Annotated in this window: 4 protein-coding genes and 2 pseudogenes; all 6 read right to left on the bottom strand. The window is 51.2% G+C overall.

The genetic code is table 11. The annotated features are described in order from the left end of the window. Nucleotides 1-243: pseudogene (locus APH33_RS27290) on the bottom strand (RHS repeat domain-containing protein); the annotation flags it as partial. Nucleotides 244-434: 191 nt separating this feature from the next. Further along, nucleotides 435-914, bottom strand: a complete 480-nt coding sequence (locus APH33_RS27285) for a hypothetical protein (RefSeq protein WP_156352029.1) — start codon at nt 912-914, stop codon at nt 435-437. Nucleotides 915-1,334: 420 nt separating this feature from the next. Next, nucleotides 1,335-3,588: pseudogene (locus APH33_RS26925) on the bottom strand (RHS repeat-associated core domain-containing protein); the annotation flags it as partial. 209 nt (nt 3,589-3,797) lie between these two features. Beyond that, nucleotides 3,798-4,433 (bottom strand): imm11 family protein, encoded by a 636-nt coding sequence (locus tag APH33_RS22370; protein WP_054887231.1) that lies wholly within the window; start codon nt 4,431-4,433, stop codon nt 3,798-3,800. 393 nt (nt 4,434-4,826) lie between these two features. After that, nucleotides 4,827-5,618 carry a hypothetical protein gene (locus APH33_RS26920; RefSeq protein WP_256218718.1) on the bottom strand — a complete coding sequence of 264 codons (792 nt, stop codon included), beginning with the start codon at nt 5,616-5,618 and terminating at the stop codon, nt 4,827-4,829. A gap of 19 nt (nt 5,619-5,637) precedes the next feature. Beyond that, a partial coding sequence (locus APH33_RS26915) for an RHS repeat-associated core domain-containing protein (RefSeq protein ID WP_082433681.1) occupies nt 5,638-6,249 on the bottom strand: 612 nt, incomplete at its 5' end.

Genomic DNA, 6,249 nt, shown 5'->3' with positions numbered 1-6,249 from the left:
CTTGTGGCCCAGCGGGTCGATCTCGGTGATCAGGTTGCCTTTGTCGTCGTAACGAGACTGCCAGACGCTACCGTCGGGGAAGCGGGTTTCGGTGACCAGGGGTGTAGCGAGGTGATACTTGTAGGTGATCTTGCGGCCCAGTGGGTCGGTTTCCTCGATCAGCCGGGAGAACTCGTCGTTCTGAACGCTAGCCCTTGGCTGTGAAACATTAATAGCAACAAAAATAAAGGAAAATGGTTCCACCCATCAACCAAGTACATTAACAATGAGAAGGCCAATTTAACCACGGCGGCTACTTCAAACCATAGTTTATTAAAGAACCCTAGCAATATGAGTCTATCTGAATCAGTCGCCATGCAAGCGATTCAATCAGCCTTTAGCGGAACCCAGCAAAACCCGCATACCATTTGCACGCAAAAAAATGCACACATTACTTATATTACAATTAACTTTTCGCCCGCATACCCAACAGGCCATCTTCCTGAAAAATAAAGATCAACTATTTTTGACCAGATGCCATCACCTCCATAATAGACTTCAGAGACATACTGTCGAAATGCAAAGCAGGCTGCATTTCGAGCTGCCAAACTGAAATCATGCGCGCCCGATACAAACTTATCTTTCGCCACATTCTTAACCGACTGCATAACAGCTTTACTAACCCTAAGCCTTGCATCAACTAATTCTTGAGGCGGTCTAGGAAAAGAATTGAACGGATCATCTTGAGTAGGCGTAGTCGGCAACCACTCCAGATCTTTATAGGCACCCGCGAAATCAGCTTCTAGAGGCTCAATAAAAACTCGGAATACACTCTCTATGTATACAACCCCTTCAATCGCGTCAGGAGCCTTACCCATGCTTGAGAAAAAATCTGTCCGCGCTACATTATCAATCAATTTTTCGACGTCTAACATATTAAAATCTTATATCTGTTATCGTACCAGGCGGCAAAGCCTTCCGGCTCTGCTGAATAGTCGCTCTCAATACCCCACCGGCGGCATGCGGCCCCGGAATTCCAGGGAGCGAATGATTAGGTAGCTTACCTCTCGTGGGCATGAGATTCCACCATTTGTTTGGCCCCCACTTTCCAGTGGAATAATATGGTGAGGTGTGGCCCCTTCTGGCCAAGTTCGCCCTGTATGGGTTTCCCATTGTTTCATCAAGTAATCTTGATCCCGAACAAATTCTTTTCGGTCCACTTGGTTTTGGAAGACGCTACGGCGCTGCACAACCGGCAAATTCCCCTTCAATATTGCGGCTTGCTGCGCTGTTATGTTTCCTCCAGGAGCGGCAACCTGATTCGCCTCCGAAATAATCTTATCATTCAGCTTGCCGCAAGTTAGACCTAAAGGGTCTACCCATCCGTTCGGTTCCGGTGCATATTGATAAAGATTAATTCCTCCTACCAACCCAACCGGATCCTGAGCAGTGAACCGTCCCATTTCAGCGTCGTAGAAACGGAACGTATTGTAGTGAAGCCCTGTTTCATCATCGAAGTACTGGCCCTGAAAGCGCAAGTTCTGATCGACTTCACTAACAGCCAACTGCTCTACAGAACCCCACGAACGATACGAAGCCTGCCAAACAATCGTGCCATCACTGTCCGTCAGTTCCAGCGGCGTTCCAATCTGGTCGGTATGGAAGTAGTAGAGTTTCTGTTCTTGACCCTCAGCCTGGTCTATCCGCGCCAACGGCGCATAGCTGCCCGGCTCATACACATACAAGATGCTCTGCCCCGGCGTCTCTTCCCGCAGCATCCTCAGCCCTTGCCAAAGGAAGCGCTTCTGTTCGACCTCTCCGTTAATCTCAGCCTGCTTGGCCACCCGCCGCCCCAGGCTGTCGTACCGATACTGCCCGGTACTCTCCAGCTTGCCGTTAACCCGGGTCTCAGCCCGAACCAGCCGGTTCTCGCAGTCATAGGCAAAGATCTGCAGCTTGCTGTGCCCCGAGCGCTTCTCGATCAGGTTGCCCCACGGGTCGTAGCGGTACTCCTGGTCACGCCACTGCTTGATCCGGTTGTCCCTGACCTTGTCAAACTGACGGGCATTGAAGTCCAGGCGGTTCGCCGCCGGGTCGTAGCGGAATTCTTCGCTGCCCACCAGCGAGCCGGTATCCCGGCTGCGCAACTGGCCGTTGGCTTCGTACTCGTACTTGATCTCGCCACGCAGCTTGTCGAGGGTCCGCACCAACTCTCCGGCCGGGTCGTACTGGTAGCGGCGTTGAATCGGGTTGTAAGCGTGCTCCACCAGCAGCGAGGTATTGATGCCGGTGTTGTGAATCTGCGAGAGCTTGTCGGCGGGCAAGGTCGAAGCAAACTGCCAGGCCTTGCGCCCCATGGCGGTCATAGCCAAAGTAACTGGTGAGCTTGCCCTGGGTGCGGTAGACCTCCCGGTGCAGGTCGTCGCGCTCCATGTCGCTGATTACCTGACCATCCAGGTTCAGCTGGTGCAGGTGCCCGCTGCCGTAATACAGGTGATTGACCTTGCGCCCGTCCGGCAGGGTCAGCGTGGTCAGGTTGCTGAGCGGATCGTACTCGTAGCCCAGGGTGCCATCGGGCGTGATTTCTTGGGTCAGCCGACCCAGCAGATCGTAGCCGTACTCCAGCTTCTCCTCGGTCACCCCAAGCTGCTTGCCGATACCGCTCGGGTGCCGCTCGATGCTCAGCAACCGGTCACCGTCGTCATAGGTGAACCGCTGCTCATCATCGCGATTGAGCTTGGCAATCAGTCGGCCAATGGTGTCGCGCTCGAACAGCGTATGCCGCTCCGGCCGCTCGGCGTTTTCGCCGTAGCCAACTTCATCCAGCCGCGTCAGGTGGCCACCAATGTTGTAGCTGAAGCGCCGGGTCAGGTTATCCACCCGCACTTCCTCGCTCAGCCGGTCCGAGGCGTCGTAGGCAAAGCTGTAGGTCGCGTTGTTCTCGTTGACCAGCGCGGTCAGGCGGATCGCCTTGTCGTACTCGTAGCGAACCCGCTGGCCCTTGGCGTCCTGACGGCTGCTCGGCAGGCCGCGCGCGGTGCGCATCAGGCGGATGGTCTGGCCCTTGCCGTCGGTGTGGCTGAGCACCTGGGCGTAGACGTTGTAGGTAAAGGTCTCGGCGGTGCCGTCCGGGTGAGTGATGCGCAGTACCTCGCCGTCCGGCTTGCGCTCCAGCGAGGTGGTCTGGTTCAGCGCATCGGTCACGGCCACCAGGTGATGACGCTCGTCATAGCGGTAATAGGTGCTCTTGCCTGAGCAGTCCTGGTAGCGCTCGACCTGGGCCAGGGTGTTCCACCACAGGTACTTGGACTTGTAGGTCGCATCGATGATGGTGTGCGGCAGGCCATCGTCGCTGTTGAGGTACTCGGTCATCTGGCCGAGGGCGTCGGTTTCGGCGAGCAGGTTGCCCTGGTCGTCGTAACGCGCTCGCCAGGTGCTGCCATCCGGGTAGCTGACCTGGGTCACCAGCGTGGTCAGGTGGTGATATTCGTAGGCGATCTTGCGGCCCAGCGGGTCGGTTTCTTCGAGCAGGCGGGCGAATTCGTCGTACTTGAAGGTCAGGCGATTGCCGTCTGGCAGGTCGAGGCCGACCATGTAGCCGTTATCGTCCTGCGCGATGGAATGCGTTTGCCAGCAAATTTGCGACCACCCTTGATGCGTTTGATTTTGGTGCTAGATATCAATCACTTCTCAGTTGATAAAGGCGTCGGCCCTACCGCAGGTTTGGTAGCGCCAACGAAATCGCATACTTTTAAAGAGCCAGATTGATTAGCAACAAACCGAATGCGCACCAAACTCACCAACAACGCAATAATTGTTCAAATGTCATTAAATTCGGTCCAGGTATCATATGCATAGCGCTCGTCTATTTCTTCAAACGCAAGCCCTTTCAAACCAGTGGCGGCAATTTTGAATCTCTCACTACAAAATAACTCCAATGTTTCCTGGCATCTGAAAACATCTGAAGCCAATGCCGGAGATATCACAAAACTTGTAATATTGTCTATACTCGTGGATCCCGGATAAATCGGACTATCAATTTCGATACCGGTCTCCATATCTTTTGAAACCTCAAACACAGACTTACTCTTATCTAGCGCCGCCAGACTTTCAGCGGGAAGGAATATGAAAAAGTCACCCTTCCGAGCAGCCCCTTCATATGATATCTCTAACGGTACGGCTCTATACTTAGCCCCCAACTTATCACAAGCCTCTAGAAACTTTTTCGATACATATGTATCGCCTAGCTGGTAGTAGTCAAAATCCAAATCATCAAGTGCCATTTCTAGGCCAGACAGCTCCAGAGAGTACGTCTTCTCTATCACTATCTCCATTGGATTAGGCTCAAAGGAGTCCCACTCAAACTCTTCGCACTTGAAATAGCCCGACAATACAACTGGACAGCCTACGTCATGAGAGTCATAGCGCAAAGCGTAGTATTTAACACTACTCACAGAACCCTCCCAGTAACAGCATCAACTACAAAATTGTTATTCCGCGTCTGCCACTGTGGGTTTATCAACGTAGTGGCAACGCAGGCCCAAGGGCGTTGCTGAGGGTCACAATCAGGCCTTAGATATTCGACCACGCGCTTGATGTCGGTCAGGCGGCCCAGCGGATTGTCGTAGCGCAGTTGAACGCGGGGGCCGTCCATAATACGGGGAATAAAGCGCAGGAAGAGCTGATCTGACGCTGATAGCGCTTCCGCACGTATGAACAATCGCAGGTGATCACGCCAGGCGCGTGATCACCCTAATGTTAATTATTAAAGATCAGGACCTCAAGAAAAAGCATTCGAACCAGTAAAATATAAGCCCTCTCCATCATACCTATACAGAAGAAGCGGCTTACGGGATTTTTTTTGTTAACGCCTTCGCGCCACTCGCTTTCCAAGCCAACAACAAGCCTAACTTCCCAAGCCTTTCATTAATAGCACCGAGACTTCCCGCTTGAACCAACCAGACAAATATTGACTCGGAAATCTTTTTAAGTACACCGTTATTGTAATCTTGGAGAATCCAATCCCCCAATTTTACTCCTGACACATCGAGCTCTAGATGACGGGAGTTGAGAAGATTAACTTCATAAACCATACGCAGAAGCTCCCCCTTATATCTCTCCTGACCAGCATGTCGACCAGGCACCTCTTTTTTGAATGCCCCGGAGTTTTCAAACGGATAAATAGAGACGAAATTCTCTCCCGCCGCGTAATTAAAACCTTTGCTTACGCTTGCGCTCCGGTAAGCTATACCATAGAACGACGATTTCGGCGATTTTTGAACAGCTTCTTTGAAAAAATCAATAAAGGCTTCAAGCGAGGATTGATCACCACTTGATTGAGCATCTATATGACAGAAATTGGAAAAACGGTCGGTATTATAACCATAAGACGCAAGCCATGGAACTACACCATTACTTTCATTGTAAAGCCTGAAAGATGATACAGAATTTGCAGCAATTCTTCCAGCTAGATCCTCCAGTGAAACTTCAACTAGGTCATGATCACCAAGGTGATCACCATCAGCAAGATACTTATAATACGCCGCCCCCGTTATCGGCAAATTAACAAACGAGAAATACGCCACTCCCAGCTTCAAAGCCAACTCAGGTGAAATATTTTCAGTACCATATAAAGCCATTGCCAAGCACATAAAGCACCTATATACCCGAAATAAAATCATCCAGTATAGCTTTCATATCAGATGCACTATACGGGTGTTCAAGAACCAAAACCTCCCCTCGCTTGCTGACTGGCAGATTATTCATGGCAGAATTATTTCGAGAGGTCAGCGTAGGTAGCTTTTTACCCATGTCCGTCTTGGAAGCCAATTCTATCGCATGTACCTTGCCATTGACATCAACAGCCATAACATCGGGTCTTCTGGCAGAGACCCCGCGACCGCTAGCAAAATTATAAGACCTATTTAGATAAACGTCTGTAAACTTTCCACTCATTGCCAACTTATTTGCAATTGCTTCGGAAAACTGATCATGACCCGGCGTGCCATCTACTTGACCACGCCCATGAATTTTTGTGTTATTAACCACCCGTACTGGGCATGGCGCGAGACCAGCAGGGTCAATCCACATGATCGGATTGAGATTATACCTAAATAAGTTGAAACCGCCTCGAAGCCCTATCGGATCAGGCGAAATAAAGCGACCACTATCAGGCGCATAATAACGGTATGTATTGTAATGAAGCCCGGTTTCTGAGTCGAAGTACTGCCCCTGGAAGCGCAGATTCTGATCGACTTCACTAACGGCCAG

This window comes from Pseudomonas sp. NBRC 111130 (genome assembly GCF_001320485.1).
In the GTDB taxonomy this organism is placed as follows: Bacteria; Pseudomonadota; Gammaproteobacteria; order Pseudomonadales; family Pseudomonadaceae; genus Aquipseudomonas; species Aquipseudomonas vlassakiae.
The sequence above is the reverse complement of the archived record's forward strand: the minus strand, read 5'-3'. Positions and strand labels throughout refer to the sequence as shown.